At 30.5% G+C, this 1,835-nt stretch carries 4 protein-coding genes; 2 read left to right on the top strand and 2 right to left on the bottom strand.

Annotated elements, in window-relative coordinates; translation table 11 throughout:
• Together VIL26_06940 and VIL26_06935 are read right to left on the bottom strand one after the other, a co-directional pair.
• A partial coding sequence (locus VIL26_06940; protein HEY8390664.1) for an ImmA/IrrE family metallo-endopeptidase occupies positions 1–870 on the bottom strand: 870 nt, incomplete at its 3' end.
• Positions 791–1,156, bottom strand: a complete 366-nt coding sequence (locus VIL26_06935; GenBank protein ID HEY8390663.1) for a helix-turn-helix transcriptional regulator — start codon at positions 1,154–1,156, stop codon at positions 791–793. The genes VIL26_06935 and VIL26_06940, both read right to left, overlap by 80 nt.
• 265 nt (positions 1,157–1,421) lie before the next feature.
• Here VIL26_06935 and VIL26_06930 point away from each other — a divergent pair, with 265 nt between their 5' ends.
• Together VIL26_06930 and VIL26_06925 are read left to right on the top strand one after the other, a co-directional pair.
• A complete protein-coding gene (locus VIL26_06930) occupies positions 1,422–1,655 on the top strand; it encodes a helix-turn-helix transcriptional regulator (protein ID HEY8390662.1) in 234 nt (77 codons plus the stop codon).
• A partial coding sequence (locus VIL26_06925; protein ID HEY8390661.1) for a hypothetical protein occupies positions 1,656–1,835 on the top strand: 180 nt, incomplete at its 3' end.

Here is a 1,835-nt window from a genome sequence, read left to right as displayed (position 1 = left end):
GTATTCGCTTTCTCCAACTTCTTCGTTGCCGCAAATAGGGCATTTTAAAACTTTTCCTTTTTCATCTAATTCGTACCCATCATTATATTTCATAGTTCCGTCCCCCCATTGTAATTTTTGTCCGCATATAGGACAATAAACGAATTTGTTGGATATGCAATAATACCTACAATTTGGGCAGTATCTTTTATATATAAAATCGTGAAATTGCTTTTTAACTTCTATGTATGGAATAAACATTCTATTCGTTAATCTGAATTTTTGAAATTCTTCCATTCTTATTTGAGCTGAAGTTTTTGTTACTTTACATACATTAACAATATCTTCGTAAGATTTTATTTTTAATCCTTTTAAAACCGGCATCGGCATTAAAAGTTCAGCAGCAAAAATTTCAGCTTCTCGTTCTAAGACTGCATATTCTTCATCTAATAAACCACTTCTCAGCAAGGAAGTTTTTTCAAACTCAAAAAAATGTCCCAATACAATATGCCCTAATTCATGAGCAAGAGTATAATAATTTCTTTTGGGAAACTGTTTGTCTTCTATAAAAACTGTTACAAAAACATTACTTCCTCTTTCATGCAAAGTTCGTGCAAGTGCATTGCGTTTTTTGATGTTAAATGGATCTTCTACCTGCATAATCAATTTTGCATCTTCGTACTTATATACTAACCATTCATAATTTTCAAAAACATAATCAAATGCCTCTAAATTGATTGGCAAATAATTGATATTTTTATAAATAAGATATTCTAATGCAAGGATTTTGCTTCTTTCTTTTCGAGGCTTTTTAGGAATTATTTTTTTTCTTTTGCCTATGGTATTCAATAAGAAACCTAAGTTGGTCGGCAATATCCTGAATGTCTTCATCTTGCAAATCACCTGCTCTATCAAGGCTATCGATTATAGGCTTAAATTTAGGATTAATTTTTTGAGTTATTCTGTTATCATTATTATCACTATTATTTTTAAAAAACTCGTCAATAGGTATATTTAATGCTTGCGCTATGGCTCTAAGAACCTCAATACTTGGATTATATCTTCCATTTTCAACATCTGCTAAATATGAACGTGATATATTTGCCTTTTCTGCCAATTCTTTTTGAGTCATTTTTTGTGCAATTCTATATTTTTTAATGTTATTCCCAATAGCCATAATATACCTCCTTTCATTATTCGCTAAATATAAAATGTCGTAATTACCGACCTTTTTTATTTTATTATACCCATTAATTGTCGGTAATACAACACATATAACGACGGAAATACAAGTAATTTAAAGCAAAATGACGGATTAACAAGTCATTTCTTTATAAATCGTTACAATGTGTTTAAATTGTCGGAAATACTTATTTTTAACCTTTTACATTTTGACGGAAATACACTACAATACAATTAGAAAAAAGGGGGGAAGACAAGAAATGATGATAGAAAAGAACAAAAAGTATTTAGGGCAAATCATTAGGAATAAAAGAAAAGAAAAGAAATTCACTCAAAAATATTTAGCAAAACAAATTGGCCTGTCACGAAATTATTTATCAGACATAGAAAATGGAAGATATATGCCAAGTGTAGAGACGCTTATTAGAATAGCATCAATTCTAGAATTAGATTTGAACTCGCTAAAATCAATAAATATAAATGAGGTGAGTTAAATGTTAAAAACCGAAAACTGGAACGGCCACAAAATTAGGTTTGTTTGGCACAATGGTGAATGGTGGGCAGTTTTAGCTGATATTGCTCATCCGCTAGGACTACTGACTAAAAAAGTTGCTCAACGTTTAAGGGAAACAGAAAAACAAATAGAAAAGGAGGTACTTTCAAGGTACCCCCTT

The organism is Clostridia bacterium (genome assembly GCA_036562685.1).
In the GTDB taxonomy this organism is placed as follows: Bacteria; Bacillota; Clostridia; order Christensenellales; family DUVY01; genus DUVY01.
The sequence above is the reverse complement of the archived record's forward strand: the minus strand, read 5'-3'. Positions and strand labels throughout refer to the sequence as shown.